Origin of the sequence: Parageobacillus toebii NBRC 107807 (genome assembly GCF_003688615.2) — a bacterium.
Classification (GTDB): domain Bacteria; phylum Bacillota; class Bacilli; order Bacillales; family Anoxybacillaceae; genus Parageobacillus_B; species Parageobacillus_B toebii.
This window is the reverse complement of sequence record NZ_CP049704.1, coordinates 19,770-38,020: the sequence shown is the minus strand read 5'-3', so window position 1 is coordinate 38,020 and position 18,251 is coordinate 19,770. Positions and strand designations below refer to the sequence as shown.

The following is an 18,251-nucleotide window of genomic DNA, read 5'->3' as shown; positions in this document are numbered from 1 at the left end:
ATTAATTTTCTTATAACCTTCTTTTGTTATCAAATAATTGTTATAATTTTCTCGAAACCAAAAGGGGGATGTGTTTTATGAAGCAATTAAAGTTATTTGTTTCGTTTGTCATGGCTTTCTTTTTTATGGTTGTTCCTATGAGTGGAACAACGAATGCGGCCACAAAAAACATGTATGTGCACTTTATTAATGTTGGTCAAGGAGACAGCATCTATATAAAAGCGCCTAATGGTGAAGATATTCTGATTGATGGCGGAAACAAGGACGGCAGTGATGTAGTTGCATACCTCAAAAAGCAAAAAGTAAAGGACATTGAATTTATGATTGCTACTCATCCTGATGCAGATCATATCGGTGGATTAGATGAAGTTTTAAAAGCATTTCCAGTGAAGAATGTATACGCTCCAAAGGTTAGCCATACTTCGCAAGCATATAAGGATTTTCTAACTGCTGTAAAAAACAAAAAGTTGACCATTAAAACTGCCAAAGCAGATGTAACTCTTCCTATCAAAGGAGTCACCGCGAAGTTTGTTGGCCCTGTGAAATCCTATAGTAAAAGTGAATTAAATGACTGGAGTGCTGTTTTAAAGATTACTTACGGTAAAAAGTCATTCCTTTTCACTGGTGATGCGGAGGCAAAAGCCGAAGCAGATATGGTTAAGGCAAAGAAAGATTTGCGCGCTGATGTGTTAAAAGTCGGTCATCACGGGGCAAAAACATCTACCAGCACGACACTTTTAAAAGCTGTAAAACCAACCTATGCTGTGATTTCTGTTGGAAAAAACAACTCGTACGGTCACCCAACATCTGAGGTATTAAATCGTCTTAAATCATATAAGGTAAATATATTTAGAACTGATAAACAAGGTACTATCATTGCAACCACTAATGGAACGACTCTCTCTTTTAATGTAAAACCATTGAAATGATTAAATGATAGGAAGTGAGTAAATGAAGTATATTATTGACCGTTTTGAAGGCGATTTGGCGGTTTGTGAAGCAGAAGATGGAAAAATGGTGGATATCGAAAAAAGCAAGCTTCCTAAGAATGCTGAGGTCGGCGATGTGATCATATTGGAGAATGGCCATTTTCGCGTGGACAAAGAAGAAACTGATAAACGAAGAAAAGAAATTGAGGATTTAATGAACGAGCTGTTTGAGGATTAAAAGCAGCAAGCCCCTTTCAAGGTGAGAAAGGGGCTATTTTTATGTCCTTATTCAAAAGTTTAGAAATACCAAGTAACAGGCAAATCATGCTCGCTCCCCATAATACCCCTGCCTTTCCTAAAAGAGTGGAAATTTCTACTGATGCCTGCGTATGATTAAGGGGCAAAAGTAATCGCTCTTAATGCAAAATATACTGCAATTGAGAACAGTATAAAATGAGTGAAAATCCAGAGGAATTCCAAAGGGAAATTACGGTGATAATTGCAATAACCATTATTATTGAAAAACCACCGATTAACAGAACAGTTGCTCTTGAAATTCAAATTAGAGGTATTTAGCCAGCTACTCCCGGAACCGAACCCCCCTCCAAAATTTTTATTTGTTACTTTATGATTATCTCCGCAATGGTCGTGGTAGCGAATAACGATGTCATTGGAGAAGATAATGACATCCTTTGGGAAATACCTAGGAATTGGGCTCACTGAATATGCTGAATATGTATTACTATAAAATGCTCTGTTATCTTGGGAAGGGAAAACTATGGATCTATAGAAGATAGACCATTATATAACACAAAATATAAAAGCTAGGAGGCAAGCGTATGGAAAGATATATTTTAGTGAGTACTATTTTAGGTCTTATATTATTATTATTTTTCTTTAGCGAATATAGAACTAACCAATCTCTTAATCAAGAAGCTACTTTGGAAGGTTTTATAATTATGAAAGAAGGGGAAGTATATTTAGTTGAAGATCCAGATTTTGTTCAGGAAGACGCAAACAAATTAACAATACAGGAATTAAGAAGAAAATATAATATGAGTAAGTTATTAATTAAGGGGTTTGGTACTTTGAGGGGAATAGAAAATGGACAAAAAGTAAAAGTGTGGTATTCAGAGATTTTAGAATCGTATCCGGGCAAAGTCGAAGTTATAAAGATTGAACCTATGTAATTATAATTTTCAAAATAATTGAAATATATGAACTATTTGGTTATAATAACTTTGAAAAATTCATAAAGGGGGGCTACTTTATGAAAAAAATTGGATTTATCATTTTAGTAATGGTTGGGTTTATCATTTCGCCCATAATTAATGCTCCAGAAACCGTCAACGCTCAAAAAAATAGTAATAATGCTTATGACATGATTAATTCAAAAGGTGAAGTCATTAAGTATGAAGACTACATAAAAAAGTTAAAGAATTCCAAATCTTTAGTCACAGAAGGCTCGGAAGGTACCGGTGAAGTTCTTCCAAAAACAGAGATAAATACGGATTTCAAAAAAAATAAACCTTACAAATATAATTTAACCCCTGAAACAACATATATAGGTGGTAAATCTCCAAATGAATATTTCCCTCAGGTCGTTATTGGTGCTGATGGTCGTACAAAGGTTTCCAATACTTCAGTCACTCCTCACAGACAAATCGCGTACATTGAATTAGAATTTAGAGATGGTTGGTATACTTGCACAGGAACTGTTATTGGGAAAGATAAAGTCCTTACAAATGCACATTGTGTTATGGATGTTACAAATCAGTCTGGTGCGATAAACGGTTATGTATATCCCGCTGTCAATAATAATACGTATTCATATGGGGTATATCAAATAGTAGATTATTATATTACAAGCAACTATGTTCAAACAGGCGATCCAACTCAAGACTTTGCAGTACTTAAGCTTAGCACATACTTAGGAAAAAATATTGGTGATGTAGTTGGATACCTTCCATTAAGACAAGTATCTAGCATTCAAGGTACATCAGCAAAACTTTATGGATACCCAGGGGATAAAATCGAACAGTATAACGAAGTTTCTCAATGGGGAATGACTGGCTCTATTTCAAAAGAAACCAATGAACTTGCATTTTATCAAATTGATACTTACAATGGGCAATCCGGTTCTTCTTTATTAAATTCATCAAATGAAATCATTGCTGTTCATAGAGGCAGTTTTAGTGTCAATGGTACCACTTACAATGGAGGACCAAAAATGATTAAACCCGTATATGATTTTATTAGAGCAGCAATGCTAAATTAAAAATTTCTCCTAGCTATTTATTAATTGACCAGCAAGGAAGATCTTAGTGATTGTAAACCTTACTAAGAGGTTTTTTAACAAGGTAGGTAAATTTTGAAGGTTTCGTAGTTTAATTGACTCTTCTCGGAAAGGGAACAAAAAAATGCCCTGAAATTCTACCCTCCAGGGCATTTTTTCTATATAGTCTCTAAATGTACTTGGACAGCTCCGATGCCAAAACTGTCATCCATCTTGATGTTAGAATTTCGGCAACGCCTCCACGGCATCCGCCAAATCACTGTAGCTATCTTTTAAGTATCGTGATGTCGTGGCGATATTGCTGTGGCCGGCAAGCCGCCGCACTTTCTCGATGTCATTGTTCGTAGCCTTTAGCATCCACTTACAAAACGTATGTCGGAACATATGAGGCGTAAGTTTTTTATTCGGCAGGCTGTAGCTTTCGATCATTCGCTGGACGTCCCGGATCGAAAAGTTTTACGTTTCGTTTATTCCTTTTCGGCTTCCAACCTCTCTGCAATCATGAACAGCTCATTCTTCAGCTGCCTATTCAGCTCCACGGGAACATGGATCATGGTGTTCGAACCCAGGGTGAACGAAAAAGGTTCGTTTTCATCGATCAATCGTGCCAACGAACGAAGACCAGCAGCCTTGAAGCGACCTTCTAACGGAAATCCGGCCATGCTACGCATATAAAACGCATTATCGCTAAAATACCCGTCAATGACTTGCAATCGATCCATCATCGGTCGGCTTTCTCCTTTCTAGAATGAAATGATTTAGGTTAGAATTTCGGCAGAGCCTCGACTGCATCCGCCAAATCGCTGTAGCTGTCCTTTAAGTACCGTGAGGTCGTGGCGATATTGCTGTGGCCAGCAAGCCTCCGCACTTTCTCGATATCGTTGTTCGTCGCCTTTAACATCCACTTACAAAACGTATGACGGAACATATGTGGAGTTAATTTTTTATTTGGCAGGCTGTAGCTTTCGATCATTCGCTGAATGCCCCGTACCGAAAACTTCGGCGAGCGCTGGCTGTAAAAGACGTATGGCGATTGAGCGACATGTGGTTTCTTTTTCGCCATTTCCGCACGAAACTTCAGCCAATCCTCGAGTTCCGCCAGCAAGATATTCGAGATCGGTACCGTTCGAACCTTCATCCCCTTTCCCACGATCCGAATTCGCTTCATCTCTAAATCTAAATCCGTTAATTTGAGGTTCGATAGCTCTTCGACCCGCAATCCTGCATAAGTAAGCAGGTACACCACCGCGCGGTCCCGTCGATATTTCTCCTCGGGATCGACTCCCCGGCTTTGCACCGGTTTTTTCCGCATTCGATGCAACAAGTCCTCAAATTCTTCTTCCGTGAGCCACATAATTTTTTCGTTGTCTTCATCAGCCGATTTTAAATCCTGGATGTCTTTCATTGGGTTCTGTTCGATCTTATGATGTTCGACCGCCCACGCATAAAAGCTTCGCAGCGAATTGAGCCGGCGGTTGATCGTAGAGATGGCCAACGGTTTTCCCTCGGACGGGTTCAACATTTGCTGGATCCATTTGCGGATGTCAGCCGACGTGACGTAATCGCTTGGGCGGATATGTAAGTCGTTAAAAAAGATATTCAAGTCATTCGTGTAAGAGATGATTGTGTTTGGGGAAGCCCCTTTTTCCCGAAGATAGTCCACATATTCGTTGAGCATCGTTCCACCCTTTCACTTATACGTCTAGTTTGGAAAGATTCAAAAAGAGGATAATTAATTTAAAAAATAATATTATATGACGAGTATAACATAAACGAGATGGGATTGGAATACATATAATGTATATTATATGTCTAGTTTAATCATACAAAATGGGTATACATATATAAAAAGACAAAGAAAAAACCAGTTTCGCTTTATCGTGTATCGATGAATACAACATATTTGATATTATGAAGAATTAATCACTTCTTTAATTCCATTAATTTATAATGCAACAAAATAATACTTTTTTATTATGAAGTTTGTTAAGATTGAATGGCTCCCCTGCAAATGGATCTTTATTAGTTTGGAAATAAAAACAATCACTGATCTTTAGTCTATGTGTGAGTAAAATATTTGTGGGTGACATTCCGAAATGATCCCCGACGAGGGTTGCGAACTTTTGTTCGCGACGCTCGTCGGGGCCACCAAGCGAAGCGCGGTAGAAAAAAGCAAATGTCATGCAAAAAGGACTCTCTCCCTGCTATGATGGTGATTGTCAACATCAACCGAAAACAGGAGGGAGAGAGTCCATGAAACATCTTACCACAGAATGGCCTTTATTAAAAGAGCTGGAGGAACAATTAGTCAGAACTCTTCAAAAGGTGTTCGCTGTCTTGTTGGCGGCCCTTTTGGAGGAGATTGATCAACAACTGGCGGAAGCGCGGGACAAGCGCCGGTATCAGCTGAAAGACAAACGGCCGACTACGATCCAAACGCTGTTTGGAGAAGTGACGTTTCGACGGAACTACTACTATGACCGGCAAACGGGGAACTATACCTTCTTGCTGGATGCCGAATTAGGCTTTGATGGGGCCCGATCGATCAGTCCTTGCCTCGAGGAAACGGCGGTCGAGTTGGCCGTAGAGTGCTCTTCCTACCGCAAAGCGGCCCGTACGTTGGAGTCGATCGTGGGGTATGCGGTCATGAGCCACGAGGCGATTCGCCAACTGGTGCTGGAGGCCCCTGTCTCGCTGCACCGCCCTGTTTCCCAACGGCACGGCCGGGTGCTGTTTGTGGAGGCGGATGGACTGTTTATTTCCCGCCAGGGGAAAGGGAAACGGGCGAAAGAAGAGAAAATCCTGGCGGTTCACGAGGGATGGAAACGAAACGGTTCGAAGAGTGGCTGATGAACGAATATGCCTATGATCCGTGCCGGGACCTGTTGATCATCAACGGCGACGCAGCGTCGTGGATCACGGCCTGCCGGGAGTATTTTGGGAAGCGGGCGTGCTTTCAGCTGGATCGATTTCATGTGGCGCGGGAGCTGCGTCAGTGTCTGTCCGGCCATCCGCGTTGGCGGGAGGTGCGGAAGAAGCTGGCGAAACAAGACGAAGAGGGGCTTCTCGTGGAGCTGAACAGCGCGGTCGGCACGTTGGAGGACGAAGCGAAAGAGAAGCAGATGGCTGCCATGATCCGCCGGATCGAGTCGATGCCGGGATGCATCCGGGACTATCGGGAGTGGCTGTCGGAGCAAGGGGTGGAGACGACCGGCATGCGTCCGATGGGCCACGCCGAGAGCGTGATGAGCCGGTTTGCGCATCGGGTGAAATCCCGCCGCAGCTGGAAAGACCAAGGGCTTCGGGCGTTTCTGAGGGCGATGGCGGCCCGAATCGACGGGATTTGGCGGAGAAATGGGCAGTTGGTGGAGGAAGAAGAGACCCGAACGGCGGCCTCGGCCTCAACAAAGTCCAAGCGGATCGAACAGGCCAAACGGAAGGCCGGACGGTTATGGGCAGATGTGGTGCGTCAGAATCTACCGTGTCTGCAGCGGTCATCCGGGACACCGATCCATCAAGCGTTGTCGGCGCTCCGGGATGGTGGTTGGGTGTAAAAAAAATGGAATATCGTATCATCGCCTCAAGATGAGGGATGAGAGTCCGAAAGCGCTTACGATATTAATTCCTGAAAATGGTTCGCTAACTAGTGATTGACAACGCCCGTAGTGAACCGAAAAAATGTTCTCCACAAAGTCTTGACTGACTCTTAGTCTATTTAAGATTTGAGGAAACACTACTAATGCTATATAATAAATTTTTAGTGAATACAAAAAATGGGGAAGAGGAGAAGATATATGGTAAAAAAAATAGGAGTTATTTTATTACTATTATTTATTGTTTTTGGAAGTGGATTTGGCTATATTCAATATAAAAAAACAGATGTTAAAAATAGTGTGATTGAATATCTAACAACTAAAAAAAATATCTCTAAAGATGATATCATTTCCATTGAACCATTTTTTTCAAATTTAAAAGGGAATAAAGCATGGATGGTTAGTATTAAATTAAAAAATGATAATAGAACATATTTTTACTATAAAAATGATAAAGGTAAAGTCATTTTAGAGTCTTATACGGAGAATGGAATAGAACATATAATAAATAAAGAGCATTAATTGATTTTTAATCAATTAATGCTCTTTTTATTCTTACCATGTGTTATCTATAAATTGAAAACCATTATATTCAACATTATTCTTATCAATAAAACTGTACGGAGTAACAAGACTCCTTGGTTCAACATAAATTACTGCTCCGAACATAGTAGTCCGAACTTTAAAAATTTTACCCGCCTTATAATAAGAGTACCAAACTAATTCACTACAATATGTATTTGTAATATCTTTTGGACCTTTATTCGCATCTTTGAGACTATAAGGTATTTTTTTGTTTTCGAAATATTTTACAGCCATTTCCGCAGCCTTTTTTCCTAATTCACTTGATTTAGGTCTAATAACTTTAGAAGAATCATATCTCTTATGCCAGTCTTGTTCGCTTATAACCAGGGGATATGGTTCACTTTTCCAACCAGAGGTATGTAGAATATGTGTTGCATCAATATATATACCTGCATGCCCTGTAATTCCACTACTACTAGTATCATTTGTTACAATAATATTTCCTGGTTTATTGTTAATTGCAGCTTTTACTTCCTTTTCAGGAGAAATTATTAACATAATTGCTAAAAATGATAAAAAAATTCCTGAAAGATTTAACAAATTCTTAGTTTTCATTTTCTCATTCCTCCCGTTTCTATAAATTAATAGTTAGCTAAACTCATACATAATTATATTTGTTTAAATTTATTTAATGGAAAAAGTTTTATTTTTCGACTAATTATTACAAAATTTTTCGATACAACTTAGGTAACTCTATTGTATTTCAGTTGTGTAACATTCATCTGTACTGTTAGAATGATAAACATAACGTCGTTATAACTGGGGTGAATGCGTTATGACGGGCGATATGAATGAGGGACAAATATTAATGGGGCCGAGCGACGTGTGTACCTTGCTAGGGATCAAGGAATCCACTTTAAGAAAGTATGCTCTCATCCTCCAAGACGCTGGGTACAAGTTTCACGTTAATGACAAAGGACAGCGAGGCTATTTCGAAAGAGACGTTATAGTCTTGAAGCGTTTCATGGAGATAAAACAAAGCAGTGATATGACGCTCGAACAAGCAGCAGAAGCAGTAATGGCATGGGTTCGGCAATCTAATATGGCGGTCAGCGTTATAGAGAAAAAAACGGAATCGGAGCGTTATAACGATGATATACAAGCGCTAAAAGAAATGGTCGCCAAACAGAACGAGTTGCTAAAAGAACTCATGATGAGGCTGGATCAGCAACAAAAATACATAGAGGAAAGCCTAAAGAAAAGGGATGAACTTCTTATGCAGTCCCTAAAGGAGTCCATGGAGACACGCAAAATGATCGCGGCGGCCAAAGAGGAAGAAGGGAAAAAGAAAGGGTTTTGGGCCCGTCTGTTTGGTAAATAAGTCTGTTCATCAAATTGATGAATAGTTAGGGTCTGGAATCCGCAAATTGCGGACTCGCATCAAATACCATAACGGCGATATAACGCTATAAGCGACACAATTAAAGAGGGTGTCCCCAAAGTTGAGGACACCCTTAAAATTTAGGAGAAAATATCGGAGCAGAGTAAGGCGAATATCGCCCGATTATCGTAGTATCCAATGTTTGCCGTTATCCGAGTAAATTCGCTTCGGCTTTCCGTATCGAAGCAACGCTTCTTTGGTCACGATCCGCAACCCGTCAAATTTCTCGGAAGAGAAAAACTGAGCGTACGGCACGACCCGCGAGCAGTCATCGATATAGGCAATTAAAAGCGTTTTTTGTGTTTTGCCATTCACACGAATCAACGGGCCATGGGACAAATCATCTTGCCAGAGCTCATTGACCTGATAGTACGCGAAATGTTTTCCTTCCGACCTTTTTATTTAGAGGAAATTTTTTATTTCTTCTCGCATAATCAGCTCTAAGTAAAATGCTTCACACAAAATTTTATACATCATCTATTGCTCAATCATTATTATGATTTCCTTGTAACTATAATAAAAAACATGCTATCCTTTCTGTAAAGAAACCATAACTCCTTATATTCACGACCTAAGCTTTGTTTGATGATTAAATTGACATCTGCGCTTTCAGTCAGATATGAATGTTGGCTTGCGTATTGTTGTCACCATCTATGCGAATGAGTAATCGGTAATCCATCAGCGTTTGGTACATCTAAAGACAGTGTGTAGGGATGAAGACATATGTCTTGGACATATTTATTTTTCTTTTTTCCTTCGTATAATTCAGCGTCGACGAGGTAACTTTATTTTTCGAGATATATCAAACGGTGTAAAGCCATCACATCTTTTGTACATATGACTGACTTCTATTTTTTCGTGTTAGAATTGTCAAACGACGAGACATCATGATCTAGGGCAACTCACGATGGATCGCCAATCGTCAAGCAAGCAGTCGCTCGTTCCTTTCGCTTGCTAATAGGTGCGTTGGTTCTTCTTACAAGACCACTCGATGTATGTTGAAACAAACATCTCATCATTTCGATATGGTTAAAATCAGTTTCTCCTTTTGCGGGTAAACCGATGAAAGAATGAATGACATCATTGATACTCACTTATTCTTTGAAGATGGATAATGTTCGTTTAGTACCATCATGTCAACGATTTAAGTGAATTGTAAAGATGATTGTTTCGAGGATTCGGGAGCCTTAATAAAATTTACATCAATGTTTTAAGGGGGATGATGATAATGGAGAAAAAGAAAAGTGAGTTTTTGGGATGGATGAAGGCGATCATTATTGCAATTTTATTAGCTGCTTTTGTTCGACACTTCATATTTGCGCCGATTATAGTAGAAGGAGAATCCATGATGCCTACACTACACGATCAAGATCGTATGATTGTAAACAAAATAAAATATTCTTTTGTAAAACCGAAAAGGTTTGATATTATTGTGTTCCATACAAAAGAAAAAAAGGATTACATAAAACGCATAATTGGGTTACCTGGAGATCGTATCGAGTATAAAAATGATATTTTATATATAAACGGGAAAGCGTATAAAGAACCTTATCTAGATGAATACAAAAAACAAAACAAGTTTGATGGTCCCCTTACGGAATCGTTTACTCTAAAGGATACTCCAATCGGTAGAAACACTGTTCCTGAAGGCTATTTATTTGTAATGGGTGATAATAGAAGATATAGTAAAGACAGTCGTCATATTGGGGCCATTCCGATGAATGATGTTGTTGGCCAGGCAAACATAATTTATTGGCCTTTTAAACATATCCGAATAGTAAAATAAGCATTTCAAAAAGGCTTTACGGCTTTTCAGTAAAACAACTGAAAAGTACCAATAAATTTATTTTAAAATTAAATCGTAGTTATCAACACTGATAGCTACGATTTTTATTTTCGAGTGTTTCATTAATTTTTTTCTCCCGAGTTCAACAGTTTGAAGTCCATTTTAGGAAAACAAAATTTGAAAAATCCTGTTCTATTGAGGGTTTGAAAATTACTAGTCTAGAAAAAATACTGAGTTTCATAGGCATACGTTTTACCAAATTAATCCTTATTAATATGATTCACTCGCAAGCTCGTTCCATTAGCATATAAAATCGAGGAAGCAATAAGGGCTTCTTCAGTCTTATCTTTCCGATCGATTCATCCACATGAAATCAGCTTAGAATAGTTCCAATGTTTATTGAGAAATAAAAGCACAGAGATTTACAGAGAATTTAGTTTGCACCAACTTTACATGGAGTAATAGGCAACGATCGATCAATTGGGGACTTCGTTTTGTCTTGCAACCCCATCCTGAAATCGCAACCTCGAATGTATTTCGTTGGATTCAAGGGTTTGTCTAGGGTTTCTTTCAGATTTCGCTTCTCCATGGACACCCTTGCCTTTGACTGATGATTCACATATCCCAACATCCCCCGACGCCCATAGAGGACTTTCACCGCCTAGTTCATCGACCTACCCGGCACACAATAAAAATCGCAGTTGTAAAATTAAACAACTGCGATTTTATAAAATGGAAATTATGGTTTATAAACTTGAATTCCACCATATGAACTTACATCTTTTTCAGGCGTATTATAGTGTCTGACAGAATATTCACCTGGTCCAGGCTTAAATACTTTCTCAACATACCGCTCACTTCCACTAATTGTCCCCTTATACCATTCGACACCGTTTTTAAATATCTTATAAGTCGTACTTTTACGAGGAGCATTATAGTAATAATAAATGCCCACACGTAACTCTTGTCCACTTTTAACTGTTACTCGAGAAGTAGTTGCGCTACTTTCCCCTACGCGTAAATTAAGTCCTGATTGTTCAACTAAAACTGCGGCATAGGCACTAGTAATTGTAATGATCGAAAGAACTAATGAAGCTAAGATAATTAGTAGATTCTTTTTCTTCTTGCTAAATGTCATTTTGCCAAATCCCCTTTCTTTTTTTATTATTTTTTAAATAATTATACAATGGAAACTATGTCGAAATTTGTTACAATTTGTATTATGTTGAAAAATAGTAATATTTTACTATTAGATACCAATTCTCTATCGATATAGGATTTGAAGCCAAGCATAACTTAAAATTGTCGATCATATTTACTCTTATTGAAAAAAGTGAGGAAAATCCTATAGCATAAACGGTGTGAACGAACTCCTTCATCGCCATGGATATTACGAGAAGAATGCCGTTGTAAGAGATCAAACGTATTGCATTTGGCTCCCCCGTTATTGGTGTTCCGAATGCCAGGGACGGTACTCCCCCCATACCCGTCAAGTTAGCGGTATAAAATTTTTTAGGATGATACGCATGTTCGAAAAATCAATCAAAGGATGAAGAGAAAACCAAATGCTGGGCATGCCAAATAACCCTCAAGAAGAGGGTTATTTGGCATTTATATCCATAACCCACACTACCATATCCCCAATTTCTTTAAAAGATCCGATACCGTTTCCTCTCCTTTCCTTCGGTCTTTCCTCGCGTGTTTCCTTAACAGAGACAGGAGAGATGGAAGGACGGTTTCCATCGCTTGGGGATGCAAAAGAAACCGATGCCAATACGATTGGAGGATATTAAGCGCTTTCCATTCACTGATCTCGATTCCCTCCCGTTGATGCCAATACCTTCGGGCTTGGAACAGAAGAGTCTGCGTGACTAAAATGGCAATCAATGTCCCATATAAGTGGCATTCGAATCGTTCCTTCTTCATCTTTTTGACACGGTCAAGATCAAATAAGGATTTCCAGCCCTTAAATAACAGCTCCACTTGCCAGCGCAGCGAATACAGCTCATAAACTTGTTGCGCATCAAACGATTCTTGTGGTAAATTGGTCAGTAAGATGTGATATTTCTTTTGTTCAAGGGTTTGGCGTGACAGCGCCTTCCCTTTCTTTTTTTCCTTTTTCCGCACATACGTCAGCCGTTTTTCCCATTCTTCCGCCGTGAGACGGCGAAAAATCAGACGCGGAACATACAGGCGTTGGTGTCCGATATACACGTGTTCCACTTCCACGGCTTCTCCCTCGCCCAATCGATTTCCTATCGATTCCCAATCCCATTCGTGCCACTCCCCGTCCTGTTTGATATAGACTTTGATATCGGAACGCAACCGGGTAATATAATAAGCACCTCGAGCATCGATCTCCGCCAGCGTGGCGAGTGAAAAAAACCCCAGATCCCGAATGCAAAGGTCATTCGGTAAAATCGTGTGCTGGGTATGATAAGCAAAGCGGGCATCGGAATCATTGGCCTGTTGGACGCACAGCTGAAGACAGGTGCCCGATAACAGCTCATACTCAAATTGGATTTTGGCGCCAGATGAAACCGAACCTTGATAGTCCTCACCATAGTCGGTCGGAAGTAAAAAACTGGTAGAGTCTAAGATCCGCAGACGGGTGAAACAAGCGCGATACGTTTCGGTGATGGAAGAGAGTGCCGGACGTTGATGCATCAGGAGAGTAAAAAAGACCTCTTTTAAAAACGCCACGGCACGAGGCGTAAACCGCTGATTCAGTCCTTCATTCGAGAGAGAGCAATCATGCCAGAGCGCCAAATCGGCACACAACCGCTGAAGCGACTGACAGGCGAGCGATCCGTCTCCCCAAGCACATAGCGTCAGAAAGGCTTCCGCTGTTAATGAACGCTGCCGCTGAATGAATCCGACTTTCCGTGCCAGACGGGTCAGTTCTTCAGAGGAGAAGAGTTGACGAATCGTTTTTATCCATGCCTTCATCTTTTTTGCCATCAAAAAATAATCCTTTCCAACGATGATTTTCGTTAGAAAGGATACCATGTTTTTGGCGCTGAAAAAAGATCAAATTCTTAACTTGATGGCTATGGGTACTCCCCCTTTCTCCTTCCCTATTTCCAATACACGATCCCAATGATTTTCTCCTATGTCAAAGAGCGATTAGCCTTGATCCGACAAAGAGGGATCCGTTTGTCCCAGTCCTTTCTGACCTGACAGGGCGTATCATTTTAGATATGACGCTCGAACAAGCGGCGGAAGCAGTAATGGCATGGGTTCGGCAATCTAATATGGCGGTCAGCGTTATAGAGAAAAAAACGGAATCGGAGCGTTATAACGATGATATACAAGCGCTAAAAGAAATGGTCGCCAAACAGAACGAGTTGCTAAAAGAACTCATGATGAGGCTGGATCAGCAACAAAAATACATAGAGGAAAGCCTAAAGAAAAGGGATGAGCTTCTCATGCAGTCCCTCAAGGAGTCCATGGAGACACGCAAAATGATCGCGGCGGCCAAAGAGGAAGAGGGGAAGAAGAAAAAAGGATTTTGGTCTCGATTATTTGGTAAGTAAATCAAACGATTCGGATTAGTAACGTCACTTGGTCTTGGATATTGTCCTCGGCCGCTCCATACGTCAAAACGTTATAAAACGGTGACATAACACCGATATATTTTGTCCAGGATAAAATAACAAATATTGAACTTTTAAGGTGACAAGTTTTTCTTTGACCGCATACTTTCTTAGAACTTCAAGATGGAATTTGTGGGGTATATCAAATAGGGTGGAGGTAATGAAAATGTTCTATATTCGAGAAAATCAAGAACTAAAAGGATGGGATCTTCTACTTAAATCAGAATCGCAAAACGGTGAAGACCAGTTGATTGCGACTTTCTATAACAAAATGTTTGCAAAAGTTACTTGCAATTATTACAACAGATTTCGTAGTAATCCTCACGAAGACCTAATTCCAGACAGACAAGGAAGGGAATTAATTTGATTAAATGTCTCGCCCCATAGAACTTGTCCATAAAGGATGAACTTGTGCTATATGAAGAAGCGGGACTCATCCTCCTTACACACTTGAATTATCAGAACGGTGATATAACGCCATGCGCCTGCCAACATAAAAAGGGCAGCCAAAGGGGAGTTTATATGTCAGGGTACAAAGTGGAGGAACTGTATCGCGAGATTGGAGAATATAAAGCGCGAATTGACGTGTACATAACCGCACAAGGTTATTATGAAGTAACAGCGGTATTTCTTGATAATCCCGGCACCAAGCCGCTGATCAAATTCGTCGATCGCAACAAAGACAAAGCGATTGCCCTGGCGTTAGAACGATTAGCACGGATATTGAACCGAATGCAATTACAATGAGTTTTTGGCCTACTTTGGTAGGCGTTTTTTATTGCAATATTTTGCAACAGTTTAATGTCCGATGAACTCGCAAACCACGAGGGAGCAGGCAAATTACCTACCCTTTATGTAAGTCTGCTCAAAGTTGGTCACACTGTTTTTTGTCTGACAAAAATAAAATACGACGACGTCATGTCTTTTTTATGCGTCCGAAAATTCCAGAATTGAAGGATAAGGCATGATGGGGTAAACAAAATTTACTGCATGGCCCATTACTCCTTTTTCTCAAGATTGAAAAACAACATCGTTTTTAACCCTTATCAAAAAATGACCACTAAAATTGGCGTATAACGCGTTTTAAACAGATGGGTAATGTTTTTATATTCCCTTGATTAAAAAACGCTCTACGGGCTTAATAAGAAGCTTAAAATCGATTTTCTTTTTTATAAATCTCTATAGGATAGTCAGAAGTAAATTAGTTTCTCGTCGCTCCTTTTATTTTTTAAAGAACGAAAAGCCCCGCATACGCAGAGCTTTTCTGTAGGAAGCTTATACCTAAATGTTTTATTGGGTATGATTTTATTAATGACTTTGTATAATATTATGCTTCTGTTAATAAAATATCCACTTTTGGAGGATTTAAACTCCAAAATTCCAAAACCTTTTCCTCTAATTCTTTTAATAGTTCTGGACTAAGTGTCTTTTTTCCTTCAGGTAAACTATGATTTATTAGAATAGGATTTTATGTAGGGGCATCTTTTATTATTTTATTAGCAGGGTATTTAGTAGGAGGATTTATTGCTAGAATAACGGGGTAGGGGAAAGAAAGATGATTTGGGTTGTTGGTTTGATTTTTTTTATTGTTACTGTATTAAGTATTATCTTTTATTTTAAATGGAATGACAAAAAATATCTGATTTTAGGTGGTATTTCTCTTTTTCTAACCTCTTTTGTTATTGGTTATATAAGTAGTTAGTGGAGTTTTGTTTTATGGACTGTTCGAACGCAACACAATGGAATTTACTGCTTATAATCTTGATTATGTTGCATTCCAAGATTGAAAAAGTTTGTCTTGGCGCATTTTTAGGCCGTTGCATTTAAAAAAATGCAACAGGCTAAAAATGCGTTTTATTTTTTACCTCCTTCCCAAGTACGCTCCTTCCTTTGCCTCTCCCCATTATAATTTTTGCTTGTTAGGCGCGTAAAGGGTCTGCGCTCTTCGGACGGCTTGGGGAAGCCAAGTCGGCTAACCAAGCCTAAAAAGCATCGCTTTTAAGGCTTGCTAAGTCATTGGGCTTCCCACAAGCCGTCAACGAATCGCTTGATACTTCGTATGCTCCACTTCGTTCCGCACCCTTCTACCCGCCTTCGCGCAAAAATTCCCCCACCGGCAAACAAAGAAAGGAGTGTTCAACCATGGAAAAAATCTACGAAATCCAACGCATCAAACAAATCGTTCAGGAGGTGGGTGAGCGACACAAAATCCGTTGTCCGGAGGATGCAGCAAAAGTGGCAGCACACTTCATCGGCGACGACGACAGAGAAGTGTTCTTAGTCATGTGCCTCAATACCAAAAACGAAGTCGTTGCCGTTCATCGCTGCCATATCGGTTCACTCAACTCATCCATCGTTCACCCAAGAGAAGTCTTTAAGGCAGCAATCCTCAATAACTCAGCCAGCATCATCGTCGCACATCAGCATCCAAGTGGTGACGTCACTCCATCGAGAGAGGATGTTGAAATGACGAAACGGCTAGCAGAAGCCGGAAGGATACTAGGGATTGAAGTTCTCGATCACCTAGTCATCAACTACAAAGCAGAATACACTTCCCTCAAAGAAAGAGGGTTCTTTTCCTGAAGGAAGGTTTTCCTCCTTCCTTCTTCTTTTTCTTTCTTCCCCTTTCTCCATTTTTGAATAGCATCGAGCTTTTCAAAAATGGGCTGTTTTAAAGCGTTGCAATAAAACAGCCATTTATTTTAGGAAAAAATGTTGTGATATACAACATTTTATGCTATTATTGTAGTAACTTACAACAAAGAGGTGGATTAAATGAAAAATACTACACAAAAGATCATCAATCAATTTCCTCAATTAAAACCTTTACTGGATGAATCCAATAAAGAAGTATTGAAAACTTCCTCAACATTAAGTGAGTTAGAAAAGACATTTTTGCAATTGGCTCGATTCTTTGAAAAACCGAATGAGGAAGCATTCTCGCTCCAATTACTATATCAGCACCTTGAAGATGAATGGCTGGAATTTGCGTTGCAACTAATCGTGGAGTTTTTCAGAAACGAAACGTATTTGATTAAAAATCCTAACTTCTCGATCATTAGAGACTCCCAGGACTATTACACCCAAAGTGATTTTGCACGTTATCTGGAGGATAAAGGAATTCATTTTCCACAAAACAAGATTGCTGTTTACCGCAAAAGAGGAAAGTTTCCTAAAGAGGATTTATTGATCGCCGGAACCCCTTACTGGTCAAAATACACCGTTGAAAGCTTTGCCAAGCATTTATTAGGGCAACAGAAGCAATGATTGGGGAAAAACTATAGCAACATTTTGATTGAACAAAGGGGTACACACGTTTTAAAAAGCCATAAATGCCCTATAGAGACGCCTTTTCTTTTCCGAATATAAAACCATTACCTTACGCTTGAAGACGCGTTATACGCCAATCTGAGAAGCCGTTTTTTGAAGAGGGGCTGAAAAATTCAGGATACCTCCCCTTTTCGCCTTCCATGAAAGTATCGCTCACAAGTCCACTACAATTTTGTTGTAAATTACAACAATGGATGTTATAATGATTGTAGTAAGTTACAACAATATAGAGAGGGAGTCAGTATGAAAACTTGCCCGTACTGTGGAAGTGGGGTACAAAATCACCAACATCATTATTATTGTGGTTTTTGCAAAATGAAGCTTGATCGAAGCGAAGTTCAGGAGAACGGGAAAAGAAAAAATCTCTTTCCTCAACAGCACCCGACGATCGAAGACGCTAAAAAACCCACTCCTGAACTGATGAAACTCTCCACTGTCGAATTGCTTTACCTTCTTAAATTAGCTCGAAAAGAACGATCAGATACGTATAACAACCGGTACATTTTCATTCAGGCGATGAAGCAAGGAGCGAAGGAATTTTCCGATGCAGAACAATACACGTATAAGGAGTATGAGTACTGGACGAGAAAATGCTTTGTCATCGAAAACATCCTTCGCGAACGAATCGGATTCATCCCTAAAAAAATCAATAAAGAATTCATTCAAAACATGGTGGAAAGGATGCAGCAACCCGTGAAAGACATGAACATCCAGCCTCCCAAAAAAGAAGTGGAGAAGGTGAAATGATCGCCCCT

The 18,251-nt window shown here is 39.7% G+C and carries 18 protein-coding genes and 3 pseudogenes; 14 read left to right on the top strand and 7 right to left on the bottom strand.

Features of this window, described 5'->3' with window-relative positions:
- Positions 1-77: 77 nt before the first annotated feature.
- The 4 genes from DER53_RS17105 (at position 78) to DER53_RS17090 (ending at position 3,207) form a co-directional block, all read left to right on the top strand.
- Positions 78-929 (top strand): ComEC/Rec2 family competence protein, encoded by an 852-nt coding sequence (locus DER53_RS17105; RefSeq protein WP_062756276.1) that lies wholly within the window; start codon positions 78-80, stop codon positions 927-929.
- Between the two features lie 22 nt (positions 930-951).
- Positions 952-1,167, top strand: a complete 216-nt coding sequence (locus DER53_RS17100; RefSeq protein WP_062756274.1) for a DUF3006 domain-containing protein — start codon at positions 952-954, stop codon at positions 1,165-1,167.
- A 601-nt stretch (positions 1,168-1,768) separates the two neighbouring features.
- Positions 1,769-2,119: a DUF3221 domain-containing protein gene (locus tag DER53_RS17095; protein ID WP_008881771.1), complete on the top strand. Its 351-nt coding sequence runs from the start codon at positions 1,769-1,771 to the stop codon at positions 2,117-2,119.
- Between the two features lie 80 nt (positions 2,120-2,199).
- Positions 2,200-3,207, top strand: a complete 1,008-nt coding sequence (locus DER53_RS17090; protein WP_008881770.1) for a trypsin-like serine peptidase — start codon at positions 2,200-2,202, stop codon at positions 3,205-3,207.
- Between the two features lie 237 nt (positions 3,208-3,444).
- Here DER53_RS17090 and DER53_RS17085 read toward each other — a convergent pair.
- From DER53_RS17085 to DER53_RS17075, 3 genes and pseudogenes are all read right to left on the bottom strand, one after another.
- A pseudogene (locus DER53_RS17085) lies at positions 3,445-3,678 on the bottom strand (tyrosine-type recombinase/integrase); the annotation flags it as partial.
- 14 nt (positions 3,679-3,692) lie between these two features.
- Entirely contained in the window at positions 3,693-3,950 is a 258-nt protein-coding gene (locus tag DER53_RS17080) for a hypothetical protein (RefSeq protein WP_240345896.1), read from the bottom strand.
- 38 nt (positions 3,951-3,988) lie between these two features.
- Positions 3,989-4,903: a tyrosine-type recombinase/integrase gene (locus DER53_RS17075; protein ID WP_062756272.1), complete on the bottom strand. Its 915-nt coding sequence runs from the start codon at positions 4,901-4,903 to the stop codon at positions 3,989-3,991.
- 575 nt (positions 4,904-5,478) lie between these two features.
- Between DER53_RS17075 and DER53_RS17070 the strand changes: the two are divergent.
- Positions 5,479-6,779: pseudogene (locus DER53_RS17070) on the top strand (UPF0236 family transposase-like protein).
- A 240-nt stretch (positions 6,780-7,019) separates the two neighbouring features.
- Positions 7,020-7,340 (top strand): DUF3139 domain-containing protein, encoded by a 321-nt coding sequence (locus DER53_RS17065; protein WP_062756268.1) that lies wholly within the window; start codon positions 7,020-7,022, stop codon positions 7,338-7,340.
- 33 nt (positions 7,341-7,373) lie between these two features.
- Here DER53_RS17065 and DER53_RS17060 read toward each other — a convergent pair whose 3' ends face one another.
- Positions 7,374-7,958, bottom strand: a complete 585-nt coding sequence (locus DER53_RS17060) for a hypothetical protein (RefSeq protein WP_062756266.1) — start codon at positions 7,956-7,958, stop codon at positions 7,374-7,376.
- A 397-nt stretch (positions 7,959-8,355) separates the two neighbouring features.
- Between DER53_RS17060 and DER53_RS17055 the strand changes: the two genes are divergently transcribed.
- On the top strand, positions 8,356-8,724 hold the full coding sequence (locus DER53_RS17055; protein WP_240345897.1) for a DUF3967 domain-containing protein: 369 nt from the start codon (positions 8,356-8,358) through the stop codon (positions 8,722-8,724).
- A 201-nt stretch (positions 8,725-8,925) separates the two neighbouring features.
- Here the strand turns inward: DER53_RS17055 and DER53_RS17050 are convergent.
- A pseudogene (locus DER53_RS17050) lies at positions 8,926-9,174 on the bottom strand (IS481 family transposase); the annotation flags it as partial.
- Between the two features lie 838 nt (positions 9,175-10,012).
- On the opposite strand from DER53_RS17050, the gene lepB reads away from it, so the two are divergent.
- Complete coding sequence (lepB, locus tag DER53_RS17045) at positions 10,013-10,570, top strand: signal peptidase I (RefSeq protein ID WP_014195146.1); 558 nt, start codon at positions 10,013-10,015, stop codon at positions 10,568-10,570.
- A gap of 739 nt (positions 10,571-11,309) precedes the next feature.
- Here the strand turns inward: lepB and DER53_RS17040 are convergent.
- Both DER53_RS17040 and DER53_RS17035 read right to left on the bottom strand, forming a co-directional pair.
- A complete protein-coding gene (locus DER53_RS17040; RefSeq protein ID WP_042385830.1) occupies positions 11,310-11,708 on the bottom strand; it encodes a hypothetical protein in 399 nt (132 codons plus the stop codon).
- A gap of 491 nt (positions 11,709-12,199) precedes the next feature.
- Positions 12,200-13,531 carry an IS4 family transposase gene (locus tag DER53_RS17035; protein ID WP_062756518.1) on the bottom strand — a complete coding sequence of 444 codons (1,332 nt, stop codon included), beginning with the start codon at positions 13,529-13,531 and terminating at the stop codon, positions 12,200-12,202.
- A gap of 239 nt (positions 13,532-13,770) precedes the next feature.
- Between DER53_RS17035 and DER53_RS17030 the strand changes: the two genes are divergently transcribed.
- The 6 genes from DER53_RS17030 (at position 13,771) to DER53_RS17005 (ending at position 18,243) form a co-directional block, all read left to right on the top strand.
- Complete coding sequence (locus DER53_RS17030; RefSeq protein WP_232511618.1) at positions 13,771-14,106, top strand: DUF3967 domain-containing protein; 336 nt, start codon at positions 13,771-13,773, stop codon at positions 14,104-14,106.
- A gap of 226 nt (positions 14,107-14,332) precedes the next feature.
- Positions 14,333-14,533: a hypothetical protein gene (locus DER53_RS17025; protein WP_033845089.1), complete on the top strand. Its 201-nt coding sequence runs from the start codon at positions 14,333-14,335 to the stop codon at positions 14,531-14,533.
- A 155-nt stretch (positions 14,534-14,688) separates the two neighbouring features.
- Entirely contained in the window at positions 14,689-14,913 is a 225-nt protein-coding gene (locus DER53_RS17020) for a hypothetical protein (RefSeq protein WP_042385835.1), read from the top strand.
- Positions 14,914-16,308: 1,395 nt separating this feature from the next.
- A complete protein-coding gene (locus DER53_RS17015) occupies positions 16,309-16,749 on the top strand; it encodes a JAB domain-containing protein (protein ID WP_073519240.1) in 441 nt (146 codons plus the stop codon).
- A gap of 192 nt (positions 16,750-16,941) precedes the next feature.
- Positions 16,942-17,433 carry a hypothetical protein gene (locus DER53_RS17010; protein WP_060788565.1) on the top strand — a complete coding sequence of 164 codons (492 nt, stop codon included), beginning with the start codon at positions 16,942-16,944 and terminating at the stop codon, positions 17,431-17,433.
- A 306-nt stretch (positions 17,434-17,739) separates the two neighbouring features.
- Positions 17,740-18,243 carry a hypothetical protein gene (locus tag DER53_RS17005; protein ID WP_062756479.1) on the top strand — a complete coding sequence of 168 codons (504 nt, stop codon included), beginning with the start codon at positions 17,740-17,742 and terminating at the stop codon, positions 18,241-18,243.
- The last annotated feature ends 8 nt before the right edge of the window (positions 18,244-18,251 follow it).